Below are 15,755 nucleotides of genomic sequence, written 5' to 3' on the forward strand. Positions count from 1 at the left end.
CCAAAGCAGGCGCTTGAACTCGTTCATTGCATCATTATATAACATGTTATACTTATCCAGGAGACGGACCACCCATGGAAGACATCATTCGATCCCTTGGCTACCTCACCCTCGGCAGCAGGCTGAAGCGCATCGGCGAGCAGTTGCAGGCCGATACGCAGCGCATGCTCGATGGGCTGGAGGTGCCGGTGCAGTCCAGCCAGTATCCTCTGCTGGCCGCGCTCGACCGGCTTGGGCCGCTGCCTGTCGGCGAACTGGCGCAGTCACTGGGGATCACCCAGCCGGGGGTGACGCGCAGCGTGGCGCTGCTGGCCGAGTTGGGGCTGGTCGAGGCCGCGCCATCGAACGACGACCAGCGCCGCAGGATGATCTCGCTGACCGCGAACGGCCAGCGCCTGGTCGATAAGGCGAAGCGGGACGTTTGGCCGCGCATCGAGAACGCCGTTGCCGACTTGTGCAAAGACCTTGCAGGGCCGCTTCTCGAACAACTCTCGGCAATAGAGGACGGCCTGGCGGCGGCCCCGCTCGACCGCCGTGTGAAACAGGATGTCGCGCCATGAGCCATGTCCTCGATCGTCCGGTCTGGAGCGCGCTCGACACGCGGCATCGGATCTTTGCGTATGGCGACAGGCTCGCCAGGCGCTATCCCTCCTCGATCGTCCCCTTCGCGGCTTCCGGGGCAGACGACGCTGAGAGCCTGCAGGCGCTCGCAAGCCTCATTCCTGCAGGTGAGAGCGTGTTCATGCTCCAGGCGGACCCCATTGCCTTGCCGCCGGAACTGACCGCGACCGTGACCGCCTTCGGCGTTCAGATGGTTGCCGAGGCGCCATTGCCTTCCGTGTCGGACGAGCGTGTACAGCAGCTGACGCAGGACGACGCGGCCGAGATGCTTGCTTTGGCGTCACTGACCAAGCCCGGCCCGTTCACGCTCAAGGCGCTGAGCCTCGGCGAGTTCTGGGGCGTGAAGATCGACGGCCGGCTGGCGGCGATGGCCGGCGAGCGCATGAAGCAGCCCGGCTACAGCGAACTCAGCGGCGTCTGCTCGCATCCCGAATTTCGCGGCAGCGGCCTCGGCCGGCTGCTGTCGGTGTTCGTGGCCAACCGAATTTTTGCGCGCGGCGAAGTTCCCTACCTGCATGCCTATGCCAGCAATGCCAACGCGGTTGGATTGTACGAATCCATCGGCTTCAGGCTGCGGGCAGAGATGAATGTGGCCGTCGTGCAGCGCGCCGGCTAGAGCGTTTCACCGTTTCACGGAAACGGCGAACCGCTCCTAGGCCTTTATTTTTACGCAATTCCGGACGGAAAACCGCTTCACACTTTTCCTGGAATCGCTCCAGGCCGCCTTGCGGGCCTCAGGCTGATTTCGGCTCCAACCGGCGGAAACCCACGGTTTCCATAAGCATATCTTCCTCGACCATGCCGGCATTGTGCAGCGCAAGCAGGTTCAGCGCGATCTCCCGCGCCTCCGCCGAATCGGGATGCACGTCGCGCCTGCGGCAGGCTTCGTCGAACACGCGTTGCAGCCTGGCGATGTCGTCGGGTTTCAGCAGGCCACGGTCATAGACGGACTTTGGCATGGCACTCTCCTCCAGAAGAGGTAGGGCGCCATGTTTAAAAGTCCATTCTTTTCCAATGCTTGAGCGCAGCTGCCTGGGTTTGCACGAATCCGACCGAGCGTGGCAGTCAGACCGCGATCGCGCTGCCATTCATTCAGCACCTCGGCCGTGGCCTGTTCCGCCGCAGTCTGCTTGACGTGCCGCCACGCTTGCGAAACAAGAGCTGCCACAAAGGACAGCGAGGCACAAAAGTGAGTTTCTGGGGACTGGCGCAGCTCGTCATTTCGACGGTGATCTTCCTGCTGGCGGCCATCGCGGCCAAGCAATGGGGGCTGGCGCCAAGCCTTGGCAAGATCGTGCTGACACTGGCGCTCTATACGGCGGGCAATCTGATGATGCTGCGGCTGGTTCGTGAGTTCGGCATGTCGGTGTCGTTCAGTCTGTCGGCGGTGATCCAGCTGGTGGCGGTCAATGTGGTGGCGCTGGTGTTCTTCGGCGAACGCGTCAATGCCTTGCAGGCGACCGGCATCGTGCTGGCCATCGCGGCGGTGGTGCTGATCTCGCTCGGGCCTTACCTGCAGGGGCGACTGTAATCCGATGAAGACCCCGCGTGCGTTCACCAACTGGCTTGAATTTCCGGTGCTGCTGGCCGGGCTGGTGATAGCCGCCGGGCTGTGGGGCTTCGAGGAACTGATGGAGGTGGCGCGGGCCACCACGCCGCACGCTTTCGATACTGAGATCCTGCTCGCTTTCCGAAAAGTGGGTCAGCCGGATGTTCCCGTCGGCCCGGCATGGCTGGAAGGCGCGATGCGCGACATCACCAGCCTCGGCAGCTCCAGCGTGCTGGTGCTGATCGTAACGGCGGTGATCGTCTACCTCCTGCTGATCCGTAGGCCGAGGACGGCGCTGCTGATCTTTGTCGCGGTGGCCGGCGGGCAGCTGCTGTCGACCTTGCTCAAGGCCGGCATCGACCGGCCGCGCCCCGATCTTGTCTCGCACCTGGCCAACGAGACGTCGCTGTCGTTTCCCAGCGGCCACGCGATGCTGTCGGCGGTGACCTATCTCACGCTAGGCTCGCTCGCAGCGCGCTTCCTGCCGGGACGAACGACGAAAATCTATGTCCTCAGCCTGGCGGTGCTGGTAACGCTGCTGGTCGGCGTCAGCCGCGTCTATCTCGGCGTCCACTGGCCTTCCGACGTGCTGGCGGGATGGTGCGCCGGCTTCACCTGGGCGACGCTGTGCTGGCTGGCGGCGCGAATGCTGCAGCGGAACAAGGCGGTGGCCGATGGCAACGAGCCCGAAGACTGACGATCCGGAGCGACATTCAAATCAGCCGGTTGATCAGCCCGTGTCCGCAGCCTGCCAGCAGAAAAACCGCCGACAGCAAGGCTGCCGACGTCGTCAAGGTCCTGAAAATATTCAACTGATATTTCCCCGCCAGTAAGAGCCAAGGCGGTAGCGTAGCATGCTCATCCCGTATCCCGCCATCCGGCTTTGTGGAGAGATCATGTTTCATGCATGCTTTATGATGGTTGAAACATCACTATGATTGTATTACACGTCGTCTCCGCAGACTCAGACGGGGGTTCCGACCGATGATCACTGCCGCCCAGATGCGCGCCGCGAGGGCGCTGGCCGGCATCGATCAGAAGACGCTCGCCGAGCGTGCCGGCGTTTCGCTTCCGACAATCCAGCGCATGGAAGCGAGTGACGGCGTGGTCAGGGGTGTGGTCGATACGCTGATGAAGGTTATCCAGGCTCTCGACGAGGCCGGGGTGGAGCTCATCGGCGAGAACCAGACCAGCGAGCGCGGCGGCCGGGGCGTGCGCCTCAAGCCGGTCGCGCCGCCGAACCCGCAAGGCTGAGCCGGCATATAGTCGCGACGGCGACCGCCGACAGTCCTGCCGACGATCCCGCCGCCTTCACGCAAGCGGAAGGCAGTCCATGGATCAGATCCGGCGGGCAGTGCATCAACCGGCCCAGAAGTCGGCAAAGCCGACATTTTCAGAGCTGTTCACGCCCAAGCTGGTGACGGTCTGGCGCGAAGGTTACCGCCTGCCGCAGTTCAAGGCCGACTTCATGGCCGGGCTGACCGTCGCTATTGTCGCGTTGCCGCTGTCGATGGCGATTGCGATTGCTTCGGGCGTGACGCCGGAGCGCGGCCTGTTCACGGCCATTGTCGGCGGCTTCATCGTCTCGGCGCTCGGCGGCAGCCGCTTCCAGATCGGCGGCCCGGCCGGCGCCTTCATCGTGCTGGTGGCGGCGACGGTGCAGCGCGAAGGCGTCGACGGACTGCTGCTGGCGACGATGATGGCCGGCATTTTCCTGCTCGCCATCGGCTATCTCCGGCTCGGAACCTATATCAAATTCATCCCTTACCCGGTGACGGTCGGCTTCACCGCCGGCATCGCAGTCATCATCTTCTCCGGCCAGATCGTCGAACTGTTCGGGCTGAGGCTTGCCGGGCCGGAGCCCGGGCCGCTGCTGCCGAAGCTGATGGCGATCGGCCACGCGGCCGGCACGCTCAATATCTCGGCAACGCTGGTGGCGGCGCTGACCATCGCCACCATCGTCGGGGTGAAGCGCTGGCGGCCCGGCTGGCCGGGCATGCTGATCGCCGTCGGACTGGCCTCCCTTGTCGTGGCGCTGCTTTCGCTGCCGGCGGAAACGATCGGCACCCGCTATGGCGGCATTCCGCGCAGCCTGCCGTTGCCGGCACTGCCGGCACTCAACCTCGACAAGGCGCTTGCGGTGCTGCCGGATGCGGTGGCTTTTGCGCTGCTCGGCGCCATCGAATCGCTGCTCTCGGCCGTGGTCGCCGATGGCATGACCGGGCGGCGTCACCGTTCCAATTGCGAACTGGTGGCGCAAGGCTTTGCCAACATCGCGTCTGCCGTGTTCGGCGGCATCTGCACCACCGGCACCATCGCCCGCACCGCCACCAATGTGCGGGCCGGCGCGCATGGGCCGGTTTCCGGCATGCTGCATTCGCTTTTTCTGCTGGTCTTCATGCTGGTGGCCGCACCAATGGCGAGCTACATCCCGCTTGCCGCCCTTGCCGGGGTGCTGGCGGTTGTCTGCTGGAACATGTTCGAGAAGCAGGCCTTCGCCACGTTGCTGCGCGCTTCGCGCGGCGACGCCCTGGTGCTGATGGCAACCTTCCTGATCGTCGTCTTCCGCGATCTCACCGAAGGCATCGTCGTCGGCTTCGCGCTAGGCTCGATCCTGTTCATCGACCGCATGGCCAAGTCGATCGCCGTGGAGGCGGATTTGCCGCTGGTGCAGGACGATGTCGCCGACAGCAGCGGCCGCGCCTACGATGCAAGCGAGGCAAGCGACGCCGACACCGTCGTCTATCGCATCTCCGGCGCCTTCTTCTTCGGCGCCGCCTCGACTGTCGGCACGGTGCTCGACCGCATCGCCGACCAGCGCAAGAACTTCATCCTCGATTGCTCGGCGGTGCCGTTCTTCGATTCCACCGCGGCCAATGTCATCGAGGGCGCGGCGCACAAGGCGAAGCGCGCAGGGGTGCGTTTCATCATCGCCGGTGCCTCGCCGCAGACACGGCGCATGCTGATCAACCACGGCGTCAAGCGGCCGCTGGTGACCTTTGCCGCCTCGATCAAGGATTCGCGGGCGCAACTCAAAGCCGCGCCCGCTGGCTGAGCCGGCAAGTGTGCGCCGTCAGTCCAGGCTCAGCACCGCGATCTCGCCCTCGTTCATCAGCGGCACGAAGATCCGCGTGCCGTCTGTGCCGATATCGGCGCTGCCCGGCTTGAACTGCTCTACAGCCTTCGGCGCCTCGCCGACTTTGTACCGATAGAGCGTGCCGGTCATGAAGGCGGTGGCGTAGATGCTGTCGCCGATGGCGACGACGCCGTCGAGGTCGGAAAAGTTTTGTGCGCCAGGCAGCGGCGTCACGGCTTTCGTCGCGAGATCGACCGACAGCAGGCCCCCGGGCGCGGCAGTGCTGAAGTCCGGCTTGATGCCCTTGCCCCAGGACGCCACGATCAGCCGATCGCGATCGGCAAAGATGCCGTTGGGTGCGGCGAGCTTCGCATCCTTCACGAACAGTTCCGGCTTGTCGCCGTCAATGCGGTAGATCGCATCGGCCAGCATGTCGGTGACATAAACCTTGCCCGAACTGTCCGATGTCACGTCATTGAGGAAAACGGCGCCGGGCACATCGATCGTCGAGATGAGCTTGCCGCTGGCGAGATCGACGATGCGCACCTTGGTGATGTCGGCGACGTAGAGCTTGCCGCCAGAGATCGCCGAGCCCTTCGGTGCATCCATGCCGGCGGTCCAGTGCCGGCTAACGACCTTGCCGTCCAGCGACAGCACCGAGAGATAGCCGTTGCCGTCGGCCTCCCCGGGATTGCCGACGATGTTGGAGACGATAATGCGATTGTTGGCGGCATCGAACAGCGCCGATTCGGGTTGCTCGAAGCCCGAGGCGCGCCAGAGTTCGGCGGCCTCGGCCGCAGGCACGAGCGCGATACCGAAGGCGGCGAGACAAATAGAGGGGATGAGGGTTTTCACGGCCAGGTCTCCTGTGGTGGATGGCGGAGAGCTAGAGATGTCGATACTTTTCCGGAAGGGCGATTGCCGCTAGTATCAAAACGCGATACCAAACCGCGAGAAAAGAGGTGCATTCCATGAACGGCCTGATCTTCGAGGCGCTGAAGCGGACGCTGAAGGCCAAGGGCGTCACCTATCGTGAGCTAGCCGGGCGTATGGGCATTTCCGAGCCGACGGTGAAGCGCATCTTCCACGAGCGCAACTGCAAGCTCGACCGTCTCATCGGGATCTGCGCTGCCGCCGGCGTCGAGCTGGAAAACGTGCTGGGGTCGATGAACCGGGGGCCGGGACCGGTCAACCGCATCGCGCCAGAGGTCGAGCGCAAGCTTGCCGGCCGGCCGGCGTTGCTGTTCATCTTCGTCATGCTGTCGGAGAAATTCACGCCCGAGGGCGTCATGCGCTCGCAAGGCTTAAGCGAAGCGTCGATGTTCCTCTATCTGCGCGATCTCGAAGCGCTCGGCCTCATTGCGCTGGGCAGCGGGTTGTCGGCACGGCTGCTGGTCGACACACCGATCCAGTGGAATTTCGAAGGGCCGCTCAGGCCGCTATTCGAGATGACAAACAAGAATTTCATCGGCTGGGCGATCACCCATCTGGAGCGGGAAGCGACCTTCGTCTCTTTCTCCAGGCGGATGCGGCCGGAGACGGCGGAGATGGTGAAGCGCGAGGCGGAGGAACTGGCCGAGCGCGCCAAACTGCTCGCCCATCACGACCAGCACACGACGCCGGAAGACGGGCTGACCGGCTACAAATGGACATTTGCTTTTGGCGCAACCCCGTTTCCGGCGATCATGCCGATCGGCCCGCACCCCAGGGATGCCGGTGCGTCCGACCGGCCCACCGCTCCGGCAAAGGGACGCCGCCCGTTGCCGGCTTGACGCGCCAGCCGCGTTTCAAAACCGAAACCATGATAGAGTTCGCGCGCTGATTTGCCAGACTGTACGGGGCGGGTTTGCCGAATGCGTGACCGTCCCCGCAAAATCGAAGTGATCCTATGCCGACCGCGCCAACACTTGAACTTCGCCGCTATTCGCGCCTGAAAAATTTGCGGGAGCGCGCAGAACGCCAGGGTGCTGCATTGCAGTTCTGGGCGCGCACGGCATCGCTCGCCGTGATCTCCTGCTTCTTTTCCTTGATCAGCCGCTGGGATGCCTCGCTGCTCTTCGTGCTGGCGGGCCTAGCGCTGTTCCAGCTGGTCGGCCTGATCCAGTTTCGCTTTGCGCGCCGTCGCAACGCGCCATGGTGGATCGGTTACCTCGTCGGTACGCTGGACATCATTCTGTTGACCGTTCTGCTGGTAACGCCCAACCCGTTTTCCCGCGAGGTCGCGCCGGCTGCGATGCAACTGCGCGAGGGCAGCTTCAAATTCCTGCTGATTTTCGTATGCCTTGGCGCGCTGACCCTTTCGACGCGATTGGCGCTCTATCTCGGCGCGCTCGCGGCCTTGACGTGGACGATCGGGGTGGGATGGGTGGTTTTTCATGCGGGAACCGTCATTCCGGCAACGAACCTCTATTCGCTGCCGATGACAGAGCGACTGAATCTCTATCTCAACCCCAATTTCGTCGATACGTTCGCGCAGGCGACCAATGTGTTGGTTGTCCTGATTATCGGCGCGATCATGGCGCTGGTCGTCTCCCGTTCCCGGCATCTGTCGGAAGACTATGTCAAGGCGGAGCGCGCCCGCGCCAATCTCGCCCGGCATTTTTCGCCCAATGTCGTCGACCAGCTCGCCTCGGATGACGAGCCCTTCGGTCCGGTCCGCCGGCAGGATATCGCGGTGCTGTTCGCCGACATCGTCGGCTTCACACACTATTCCGAGGATCATCCGGCCGAAGCAGTGTTCGAACTACTGCGTCAGTTCCACCGTCGCATGGAGCAGGTCGTTTTCGACCACCATGGCACCGTCGACAACTATATCGGCGATTGCATCATGGCGACCTTCGGGGTTCCGCAAGCCAGCCATGACGACGCAACCCGGGCCATCCGGTGCGCTGAAGCGATGATCGCCGCTATCGAAGACTGGAATGTCCAGCGTGTGTCCAGGGGATATCCGCCGCTGGACGTTCGGATCGGTGCACAATATGGCGCCGTCGTCCTCGGCGCGGTCGGCAGCGAGCGCAACCTGTCCTTCGCGGTGGTGGGCGACACCGTCAACGTCGCCAGCCGTTTGCAGGCGCTCTGCCGGGAACTTCAGGCGAATATTTGCTTTGGGTCACGACTGATTGAGGCCGCGAAGGCGGAATCGCCAACGACACGGTTGAATGCGCGCGATCATGGACCGGTTAGCATCCGCGGCCGGGACGAACCGGTCCATGTCTGGGTCGAACACAGGGCCGAAAACCAGGGCGCTATTGCGGTTTCGGCGTGATGCAGGCCGCCATGTGAGACGCCTGAACCTCATGACTCAGGCCGAAGCCATCACGTGTCTGAGGCGATTGCGCCAGCCTTCGCGGCTGCGGCGTCGGTGCCTGCCTTGTCCTCCCAGGTCACCGCCCGGTAGTCGAACCCAAATTCCAGCGTCGGTTTCACGATGCGGAAGAAGGGCGACAGGTCGAAGTCGCGCGGCGTGTAGAGCGAGTGGTGGCGGATGTGCAGGATTTCGCGGCGCGAATAGTTCGACTGCGCCGAGGCGCGGCCGGGCGCGCGGGTGATCTCGGGCAGGATCGGGTAGCGGATCTCGCCATAGGCTTCGGCGATCAGCGTCGAGCAGATGGCGCGCGTCGGATCGCCGGAACCGAAAGCCAGCATGCGGCGGCGCCAGCGCACCGGCACCGGTGGCGTCGGCAGGAAAAAGCGCAGCATGTCGAAGATGTTCTTGAGATCGTATTTCAGGCCGAGCTTGCCGATCATGAAGGCGACGACATGGTCGCGGTCTTCCGGGGTCAGCCCGCTCGCCCGGCAGATACGGGTGTTGTAGGTGCGGTAGCGCGACAGCGGCACGGCGACACAGCCTTCGCCGAGCGTCACTTCGATCAGCCGACGCCGTTCCGATCCGTCCTCCGGTTCGGACAAGGCATCGCCGACATAGAAGGCGGCGTGCGACCAGGTCGACTGTGTCAGGTATTTGATCGCCGCCGAGATCTTCTGGTTGCCTTCGATGAGCAGGATGTCGCCGGGCTCGAGCGTGCGCCGCAACGTCTCGGCATCGGACGGCGTGTAGGGCTCATAGCCCGAGGATTCGTCCTGCAGCCGGCCGGCAAGCCAGCGGCCAAGGCGGTCGAGAATCGTGTCGCGCGGCGCGGTCATGGCAAAGTGTGACTAGCACGAGGTGACGCCCTCGGCCATGATCAACCGACCGGGACCTCTTCCGACAATGCCGGGCCGGCGAGGTCGTCGCGCGCATTGCGTGCGAGCTTCTTCGTCGAGCGCTTGGGGCTGTCGCCGAACAGCTCGGCCGCTCCGGCGAGGCAGCTCTTCTTCAGGCTTTTTTCCGAGCGCTTCAAAAGCTTGCCAAGAAGCCTTGTGTCCTGCGCATCGCCGAGCGGCTCACCGTCGGCCTCGAGCAACACGCGCATGACGAAGACGTCGTGCAGTTCGCCGAGCTTTTCACCCAGTTCGTCGACCGCCTTGCGCCGCACCTTGATCGGCGTCGGCCACAGCCGGCCGAGCAGCGAAAGATGCATCGAGTGGGTCTTGGCCGCCTTACGCAGATCGTGGAAATCCTCGGCTCCTCCGTGGGATCCGGCCTTGTCCAGCGCCTTCCTGGCCCGGCGCAAGGTCTTGCGAGCGCCTTCCGCAAGCACATCGGCTGCATGCTCAGGCAGATCGGGGAGCAGCAGCCGCTCGATCCGGATCAGGCCTTCCTCGCAGGCGGCCGTGGCCGCGCCTATGGCGGCGTCGAGACCAGCCCCGGCATGGATTTCATGCTGGCGGGCGATAAGCCGGTCGCGCACGCTGTCGAGGCCGCCGGCAACCTGCTCGGGAAAGGCGGCTGCCAGCCGGTCGACGGTCTCGACCAGCGCGGTCGCCTCGCGCGGCCCGGCAAGCAGCGCCGCCACCTGACGGTAGCATTGGTTCTCAGTCCGACAGAATGTTTCATTTCCGGAACGGACCAGCCGCAGCAAGGCGCGCGCGCTCTTCAGCCGCTTGCGGCATTTGTGCAATGCCTGCTCCGGCTGGTCGCGCGCGACGGCCAGATGGGCAAGCGCCTTGCCGATCTCCTCGCCAAGGATACGCCTGACCTCGCCGGTCAGCGGCAGGCGCGGATCGATGCGAAAGCTCATGCGGCGATCTCCGGAATCCCCCTAGAGCATGATGCCGAAAAGTGTGAAGCGGTTTTCGGACGACATCATGGTCCATCTCTTTTGATTTAGAGCCGGATTCCGATTTTAGGTCGACCCGACCTAAAATCATCCGGCTCTAGGGCGAGCGACGCGTTGTAAAATCTCTGCTCGCCGGTCACTTCGCGGCCGAGCCAATCAGGCAGCATTTCGTCAGGTACATCCTCCGGCGTCTCCAGTTCGGCCACCACAAGGCCGGCTAGAATCCCGCCGAAAACATCGACTTCGTAGAGATAGCCGCGATGCCTAACATGGTGGCGTGTCTTCTCGATGACATGTCCGATGGCGAAGGCCAGCATCTCCTCTGCGTCCGCCAGTGGAATTTCATATTCGTATTCGTCACGCTCGCGGATCTTGCTGCCGAATTTGAGCGTCAGCTTCGCCGAACTGCCGTCGCTGATGCGCACGCGCACGGTGCGGCCAGGTGCTGCGGCAAGGTAGAACTGGCGAATGCGTATATTCGCCTCGGCCATTTCTAGCCATTCGGCGGTGGAGACCAGGAACTTGCGTTCGACTTCCTTGCCCATGGCCGCGCACTAAAGCGTCTGCGGCCCGACATGGCAAGCGGCCGTAGATAATCAATTTGACTTTAATCAATCGATTGATTAAACACGCCGACATGATCAAATCCGCGCCCGACAAAATGCCCCGCCAGGAGACATCGCCCGCCGAGCAGACGCGCGCCGCACTGGTGCTGGCCGCGCTCAAACTGTTCGGGCGGCAGGGCTTCGACGGCACCTCGACGCGCGAGATCGCGGCGGAGGCGAAGGCCAACATCGGCTCCATCGCCTATCATTTCGGCGGCAAGGAAGGGCTCCGCGGGGCCGCCGCCGACCACATCGTCGAGACTATCCAGGCGGTTGCCGGCCAGGCGCTCGGCGGCATGCAGCTGCAAGGTCAAGCCAGTTCAGAGACGGCGCGGGCGCAGCTCTCGACCGCATTGGAGCGGATGGTAGGATTTATCGTCGCCCGGCCGGAGGCGGGCGATATCGTACAATTCGTACTTAGAGAGTTGTCGCATCCGACGGCCGCCCTCGACCGCATCTATGACGGGGTGTTCGAACCGACGCATCGCCGCCTCTGCCAGATCTGGGAACAGGCGACGGGCGAGCCGGCCGAAAGCGAGGCCACCAAGCTCGTGGTCTTCACGCTGATCGGCCAGGTCATCTATTTCCGCATCGGCCGCGAAGCAGTGATGCGTCGTATGGGCTGGCGCGAGATCGGTAACGCCGAAGCCGCCAAGGTGGTGGCGGCGGTCACAAGCAATCTTGGCGCCATACTGGCGGCCCGAAATCCGGTCGCCCGCAAGGAGGGCAAGCGATGAGTTTTCTCTGTTCCCTGCCGCTCGCGGCCCAGCTGTTCGGCGCCTGCGCGCCGGCAGCGCCGCTTGCCGTCGGCTATGTCGAGGGCGACTATGTCTTGCTGGCGCCGATCGAAGTGGCGCAGGTCGAGACCGTCGCGGTCAAGCGCGGCGACCGTGTTGTATCAGGCACGCCGGTGGTGACTCTCGAAAGCGCCGACGCAAAAATCGCCGTCGCCCAGGCAGAGGCCGCGCTCGCCCAGGCGCAGGCGCAGCTTGCCGACCTGCAGATCGGCAAGCGGCCGGAGGAGATCGCGGTGCTGAAGGCCGAGGTCGACATGGCCAAGGCCCAGGCCACGGATGCCAAGCGCAAATACGACCGCGCCGCCGACCTGTTCAAGCGCGGTGCCGGCACGCAGGCCGACTACGACACGGCCGCCGCGACGCTGGAGACCGCCAATGCGCAGGTCGGCCAGGCGCAGGCCAACCTCGCCGTCGGCGGTCTGCCTGCGCGTCCCGAAACGATCAAGGCGGCAGACAATCAGGTCAAACAGGCGCAGTCGGCGTTGGAACAGGCTGAGTGGCGGTTGTCGAAGCGCGTGCTGGCGGCACCTTCGCCCGGCCGCATCAATGACGTCATCCGCAATTCCGGCGACACCGCCGGTCCGACCGCGCCTGTCATTTCGATGTTGCCGGACGGTGCGGTGAAGCTCAGCGTCTATGTCCCGGAAAGTGCGTTCTCGTCGATCAAGGTCGGCACGCTGCTTGTCGTCCATTGCGACGGCTGCGGGCCGGAGGTGAAGGCGCGCGTCAGCTATGTCTCGCCCGACCCGGAATTCACCCCGCCGGTGATCTACTCGCTCGAGAACCGGCAGAAGCTGGTCTACCTCGTCGAGGCGCGGCCTGAGGGCAAGGCGCAAGCGCTGCAGCCGGGACAGATCGTCGATGTCGAGCTGGCGGCCTCCGCAAAATGAACGCCATCGACGTTCATGGCCTGGTCAAGCGTTTCGGCGACAAGACTGTCGTCGACCATGTGACGATGACGGTGGCCGAGGGCGAGATCGTCGGCTTTCTCGGGCCCAACGGGTCCGGCAAGACGACGACCATCCGCATCATGTGCGGCCTGCTGACGCCCGACGAGGGCGAAGGTAGGGTGCTGGGTTTCAACATCCGCACCGAGTCGCTCCGCATCAAGCGCGAAGTCGGCTACATGACGCAGAAATTCTCGTTCTACGAGGATTTGACGATCGGCGAGAATCTCGAATTCGTGGCGCGGCTCTACCGGCTGAAGTCGGTCGAGGAGCATGTGTCGAAAACGCTGGAAGAGCTTGGCCTGACGAGCCGCCGCAACCAGCTCGCCGGCACGCTGTCGGGCGGCTGGAAGCAGCGGCTGGCACTGGCCGCCTGCATCATGCACAAGCCGAAGCTGCTGCTGCTCGACGAGCCGACCGCCGGCGTCGATCCGAAGGCGCGGCGCGAATTCTGGGACGAGATCCACCGGCTGGCGAGCGGCGGTCTGACCGTGCTGGTGTCCACCCACTACATGGACGAAGCCGAGCGCTGCCACCGCATCAGCTACATCTCCTACGGCAAGATGCTGGCCACCGGCACGGTGGACGAGGTGGTGACGAATGCCGGTCTGACCACCTTCGTGCTGCAGGGACCGCGCCTCGACCAGGTCGCCGATGCACTCAGGGACCGGCCCGGCGTCGACCAGGTGGCGCCGTTCGGCGCGACGCTGCATGTCGTCGGCTCCGACAAGGCAAAGCTCGAAAAGGCGCTCGCCGATGTCGAGAAGGAGCACAAGGGCGTCAGCGTAAAACCCGGCGAGACCAGCCTCGAGGACGTCTTCATTCAGTTCATGTCCGGCTCGAAGGACAATATGGCATGAACAGCGTCTTCTCCTTCGCCAGGCTCGGTGCGCTGCTGATCAAGGAATTCATCCAGATGCGGCGCGACCGCATCACCTTCGCCATGATGCTGGGCGTGCCGCTTTTGCAGCTGGTGCTGTTCGGCTACGCCATCAACAACGATCCCAAAAGCCTGCCTGCCGCACTGGTGGCGACCAGCAACGACCCCTACACCCGCGCCATTGTCGCGGCCCTGCAGACGACCGGCTACTACCGCTTCGACCATGTTGCGCAAAGTGCCGAGGCTGCCGAATTCCTGATGGCGCGCGGCGATGTCGCCTTCGTCGTCACCATCCCGGCCGATTTCGGCCGCCGGGTGGAGCGCGGCGACAATCCGCAGATACTCATCGAGGCCGACGCCACCGACCCGGCCGCTGCCAGCGGCGCCATCTCGACGCTAAGCAAAGTGGCCAGCCAGGCGCTGCTTCGGGCGCAAGGGATGCAGGAGGCGGCGAGTGAGGCCGCCAGGGGCCAGCTCGATGTGGTGGTGCACCAGCGCTACAATCCGGAAGGCATCTCGCAATACAACATCGTGCCCGGCCTGCTCGGCGTCATCCTGCAGATGACCCTGGTGATGATGACCTCGATCGCGCTGACCCGCGAGACCGAGCGCGGCACTATGGAAAACCTGCTCGCCATGCCGTCCAGCCCGTTCGAGATCATGCTGGGCAAGGTGCTGCCCTATCTTGTGGTCGGTGGCGTCCAGGTGGTGGTGGTGCTGGCGGCGTCGAAGCTCTTGTTCGCCATCCCCTTCACCGGTTCCATGTCGCTGCTGCTTACAGCCGTATTGGTGTTCGTGCTGGCGCTGGTGCTGCTTGGCTACACCATCTCGACCATCGCCCGCACGCAGATGCAGGCGCTGCAGCTGACCTTCTTCTTCTTCCTGCCGTCGATCCTGCTGTCCGGCTTCATGTTCCCCTATCGCGGCATGCCGGGCTGGGCGCAGACCTTCGGCGAGATTTTTCCGCTGACGCATTTTCTGCGCATCACCCGCGCGGTGATGCTGAAGGGCGCCGAACTGCCGGCGGTTGCGGGCGAGATCGCCTGGCTGGTCGGGTTCGTGGCCTTGTTTGCCGGCGTCGCATTGGTGCGGTTCAGGCGCACGCTCGACTGAGCGTTCAGGAATTGAGCGATGGCGGACCGCTGACGAACGGACTGCCCCTGACATAGAACCGCAGCGGGCGGTCCGCATCCTTCGTGATGCCGATGCGGATGCCTTGGCCGATGTCGCCGGGCTCGTGCTCGTCGGCTGCCAGCCATAGCGGGCCTTGGCGGCACAGATCGAGGCCGTCCAGCGAACGGTCGATCCGCAATGCCTGGGCGAGCCGCCCCGGCCCGCGCGCCAGGTCGCGCAGGCGCTCCACGCCCCGGTTCAGCCGCATGATGGCGATGCCTTCGAGCGGCTCCAGCGCCCGGATCAGCACGCCGGTGCCGGTGCCCGGCCCCTCGCTCGAGACATTGAGCATCCAGGAGACCCCATAGGCGAGGTAGACGTAGGCGTGTCCGGGCCCGAGGAACAGCGAACGGTTGCGCGGCGTCATGCCGCGATAGCCGTGCCCGGCGGCGTCGCCGGTGACATAGGCCTCGGTCTCGACGATACGGCCGCTGACGATGCCTTCCGGCAGCTCCCGCACCACGAGCTTGCCGATGAGATAGCGGGCGAGATCGGCCGTATCATCAGGCAGTTCGGCACGATCGAGCGGATGGTGGCCGGTCATGCTACCGCCGCCGTGTTTCAAGGTATCCGTTCGACCCATTGCGCGCGCGACTGCCCCGGCTCGAACGGATCGCCGAAATACTGGGTCTCGCGAACCACCTTGCCATCGACGAACTCCATGATGCTCACCGTATAGGACGGAATCCCGTCATAGGTCAGGACATATTCGGTGATCCAGAGGTCGCCTGACCCGGTGATCCGCCGCACGGCAAAGCGCTTCCGGTTGGGCTGCGTGGCGCGCGACGACTGGATGTTGTGCCGTCCGCTGATGCGCTCGCCTGATTGCGGATAATCGAGCACCGCGTCCTCGCGATAGATCTGATGCTCCGTCTCAAGATCATTGGCATCGGAGGCAGCCCAATGGCGATCGAGAGCCGCCCTTATCTCAGCGTCTGCCATATCGGT

The 15,755-nt window shown here is 64.2% G+C and carries 20 protein-coding genes; 12 read left to right on the forward strand and 8 right to left on the reverse strand.

The window, feature by feature from the left end; genetic code table 11:
* Positions 1-74 precede the first annotated feature (74 nt).
* Both NKJ58_RS24870 and NKJ58_RS24875 read left to right on the forward strand, forming a co-directional pair.
* On the forward strand, positions 75-560 hold the full coding sequence (locus NKJ58_RS24870; RefSeq protein ID WP_023703860.1) for a MarR family winged helix-turn-helix transcriptional regulator: 486 nt from the start codon (positions 75-77) through the stop codon (positions 558-560).
* A complete protein-coding gene (locus tag NKJ58_RS24875; RefSeq protein ID WP_023681267.1) occupies positions 557-1,237 on the forward strand; it encodes a GNAT family N-acetyltransferase in 681 nt (226 codons plus the stop codon). Before NKJ58_RS24870 ends, NKJ58_RS24875 begins: the two co-directional genes overlap by 4 nt.
* 118 nt (positions 1,238-1,355) lie before the next feature.
* Here the strand turns inward: NKJ58_RS24875 and NKJ58_RS24880 are convergent, their stop codons facing one another.
* Positions 1,356-1,580, reverse strand: coding sequence for a hypothetical protein (locus tag NKJ58_RS24880; RefSeq protein ID WP_023673272.1), 225 nt, complete (start codon positions 1,578-1,580; stop codon positions 1,356-1,358).
* Positions 1,581-1,810: 230 nt separating this feature from the next.
* Between NKJ58_RS24880 and NKJ58_RS24885 the strand changes: the two genes are divergently transcribed.
* Together NKJ58_RS24885 and NKJ58_RS24890 are read left to right on the forward strand one after the other, a co-directional pair.
* On the forward strand, positions 1,811-2,152 hold the full coding sequence (locus NKJ58_RS24885) for a hypothetical protein (protein ID WP_023681268.1): 342 nt from the start codon (positions 1,811-1,813) through the stop codon (positions 2,150-2,152).
* A 4-nt stretch (positions 2,153-2,156) separates the two neighbouring features.
* Complete coding sequence (locus NKJ58_RS24890; protein ID WP_023687516.1) at positions 2,157-2,867, forward strand: phosphatase PAP2 family protein; 711 nt, start codon at positions 2,157-2,159, stop codon at positions 2,865-2,867.
* A 16-nt stretch (positions 2,868-2,883) separates the two neighbouring features.
* Here the strand turns inward: NKJ58_RS24890 and NKJ58_RS24895 are convergent, their stop codons facing one another.
* Positions 2,884-3,075, reverse strand: coding sequence for a hypothetical protein (locus NKJ58_RS24895; RefSeq protein WP_023755330.1), 192 nt, complete (start codon positions 3,073-3,075; stop codon positions 2,884-2,886).
* 79 nt (positions 3,076-3,154) lie between these two features.
* Between NKJ58_RS24895 and NKJ58_RS24900 the strand changes: the two genes are divergently transcribed.
* The gene (locus NKJ58_RS24900; protein WP_023673276.1) at positions 3,155-3,424 is read left to right on the forward strand and encodes a helix-turn-helix domain-containing protein; all 270 of its coding nucleotides are present in this window, start codon (positions 3,155-3,157) and stop codon (positions 3,422-3,424) included.
* 79 nt (positions 3,425-3,503) lie between these two features.
* Positions 3,504-5,225: a SulP family inorganic anion transporter gene (locus NKJ58_RS24905; protein WP_352854040.1), complete on the forward strand. Its 1,722-nt coding sequence runs from the start codon at positions 3,504-3,506 to the stop codon at positions 5,223-5,225.
* A gap of 18 nt (positions 5,226-5,243) precedes the next feature.
* On the opposite strand, the gene NKJ58_RS24910 is transcribed toward NKJ58_RS24905, so the two are convergent.
* Positions 5,244-6,101 carry an SMP-30/gluconolactonase/LRE family protein gene (locus NKJ58_RS24910; protein WP_023681271.1) on the reverse strand — a complete coding sequence of 286 codons (858 nt, stop codon included), beginning with the start codon at positions 6,099-6,101 and terminating at the stop codon, positions 5,244-5,246.
* 116 nt (positions 6,102-6,217) lie between these two features.
* Between NKJ58_RS24910 and NKJ58_RS24915 the strand changes: the two genes are divergently transcribed.
* Together NKJ58_RS24915 and NKJ58_RS24920 are read left to right on the forward strand one after the other, a co-directional pair.
* Complete coding sequence (locus tag NKJ58_RS24915; RefSeq protein ID WP_352854042.1) at positions 6,218-7,018, forward strand: helix-turn-helix domain-containing protein; 801 nt, start codon at positions 6,218-6,220, stop codon at positions 7,016-7,018.
* 116 nt (positions 7,019-7,134) lie between these two features.
* Positions 7,135-8,511, forward strand: a complete 1,377-nt coding sequence (locus NKJ58_RS24920) for an adenylate/guanylate cyclase domain-containing protein (RefSeq protein WP_023739822.1) — start codon at positions 7,135-7,137, stop codon at positions 8,509-8,511.
* 50 nt (positions 8,512-8,561) lie between these two features.
* Here NKJ58_RS24920 and NKJ58_RS24925 read toward each other — a convergent pair whose 3' ends face one another.
* The 3 genes from NKJ58_RS24925 to NKJ58_RS24935 form a co-directional block, all read right to left on the reverse strand.
* A complete protein-coding gene (locus NKJ58_RS24925; RefSeq protein WP_023696064.1) occupies positions 8,562-9,389 on the reverse strand; it encodes a C40 family peptidase in 828 nt (275 codons plus the stop codon).
* 41 nt (positions 9,390-9,430) lie between these two features.
* Positions 9,431-10,366, reverse strand: a complete 936-nt coding sequence (locus tag NKJ58_RS24930) for a CHAD domain-containing protein (RefSeq protein WP_023739821.1) — start codon at positions 10,364-10,366, stop codon at positions 9,431-9,433.
* A gap of 86 nt (positions 10,367-10,452) precedes the next feature.
* Positions 10,453-10,950, reverse strand: a complete 498-nt coding sequence (locus NKJ58_RS24935; RefSeq protein ID WP_023739820.1) for a CYTH domain-containing protein — start codon at positions 10,948-10,950, stop codon at positions 10,453-10,455.
* Between the two features lie 92 nt (positions 10,951-11,042).
* Here NKJ58_RS24935 and NKJ58_RS24940 point away from each other — a divergent pair, with 92 nt between their 5' ends.
* From NKJ58_RS24940 to NKJ58_RS24955, 4 genes are read left to right on the forward strand one after another with little or no spacing between them, the layout of a single operon-like run.
* Positions 11,043-11,747, forward strand: a complete 705-nt coding sequence (locus tag NKJ58_RS24940) for a CerR family C-terminal domain-containing protein (protein ID WP_023681279.1) — start codon at positions 11,043-11,045, stop codon at positions 11,745-11,747.
* On the forward strand, positions 11,744-12,697 hold the full coding sequence (locus NKJ58_RS24945; RefSeq protein ID WP_023681280.1) for an HlyD family secretion protein: 954 nt from the start codon (positions 11,744-11,746) through the stop codon (positions 12,695-12,697). The genes NKJ58_RS24940 and NKJ58_RS24945 overlap by 4 nt, the downstream gene beginning before the upstream one ends.
* A complete protein-coding gene (locus NKJ58_RS24950) occupies positions 12,694-13,614 on the forward strand; it encodes an ABC transporter ATP-binding protein (RefSeq protein ID WP_023681281.1) in 921 nt (306 codons plus the stop codon). Before NKJ58_RS24945 ends, NKJ58_RS24950 begins: the two co-directional genes overlap by 4 nt.
* Positions 13,611-14,747 carry an ABC transporter permease gene (locus NKJ58_RS24955; protein WP_023681282.1) on the forward strand — a complete coding sequence of 379 codons (1,137 nt, stop codon included), beginning with the start codon at positions 13,611-13,613 and terminating at the stop codon, positions 14,745-14,747. The genes NKJ58_RS24950 and NKJ58_RS24955 overlap by 4 nt, the downstream gene beginning before the upstream one ends.
* Positions 14,748-14,751: 4 nt before the next feature.
* On the opposite strand, the gene NKJ58_RS24960 is transcribed toward NKJ58_RS24955, so the two are convergent.
* Positions 14,752-15,351, reverse strand: coding sequence for a DNA-3-methyladenine glycosylase (locus NKJ58_RS24960; RefSeq protein WP_023681283.1), 600 nt, complete (start codon positions 15,349-15,351; stop codon positions 14,752-14,754).
* A gap of 17 nt (positions 15,352-15,368) precedes the next feature.
* Complete coding sequence (locus NKJ58_RS24965; protein ID WP_023681284.1) at positions 15,369-15,749, reverse strand: nuclear transport factor 2 family protein; 381 nt, start codon at positions 15,747-15,749, stop codon at positions 15,369-15,371.
* Positions 15,750-15,755 lie beyond the last annotated feature (6 nt).

The organism is Mesorhizobium sp. M0139 (genome assembly GCF_040322455.1).
In the GTDB taxonomy this organism is placed as follows: Bacteria; Pseudomonadota; Alphaproteobacteria; order Rhizobiales; family Rhizobiaceae; genus Mesorhizobium.